General features: G+C 48.8%; 1 protein-coding gene. It reads right to left on the bottom strand.

Annotated elements, in window-relative coordinates:
* Nucleotides 1-338, bottom strand: a 338-nt coding sequence (locus B3180_RS08915) for an aldehyde dehydrogenase family protein (RefSeq protein WP_286844101.1), incomplete at both ends; no start/stop codon positions are given.

The raw sequence follows: 338 nt of genomic DNA, 5'->3' as shown, positions 1-338 counted from the left end.
TCGGCGTCATCAAAGACGATGAAAGGGGCATTACCTCCAAGCTCTAATGACAGTTTGGTTACGTGCTCTGAACATTGTTGCATTAAAATTTTGCCAACCCCGGTTGAGCCGGTAAATGACAACTTTCGAACCTTAGGAGAGGTAGCCAAACGTTTGCCGACTGTTTTTGCGTCGCTGGTTGGAATGATATTAATGACACCATCGGGAATACCCACTTCACTGGCTAGCTGTGCCAGGGCTAAACTGGATAAAGGCGTTAGCTGGGGCGGCTTAACTACGATAGTGCAGCCTGCTGCCAATGCCGGTGCTATTTTGCGAGTGATCATGGCATTCGGGAA

The sequence above is a fragment of the Idiomarina sp. UBA4206 genome, from assembly GCF_002383015.1.
Classification (GTDB): Bacteria; Pseudomonadota; Gammaproteobacteria; order Enterobacterales; family Alteromonadaceae; genus Idiomarina; species Idiomarina abyssalis.
Note: the sequence above shows the minus strand (reverse complement) of the source record. Positions and strands in the feature narration are given on the sequence as shown.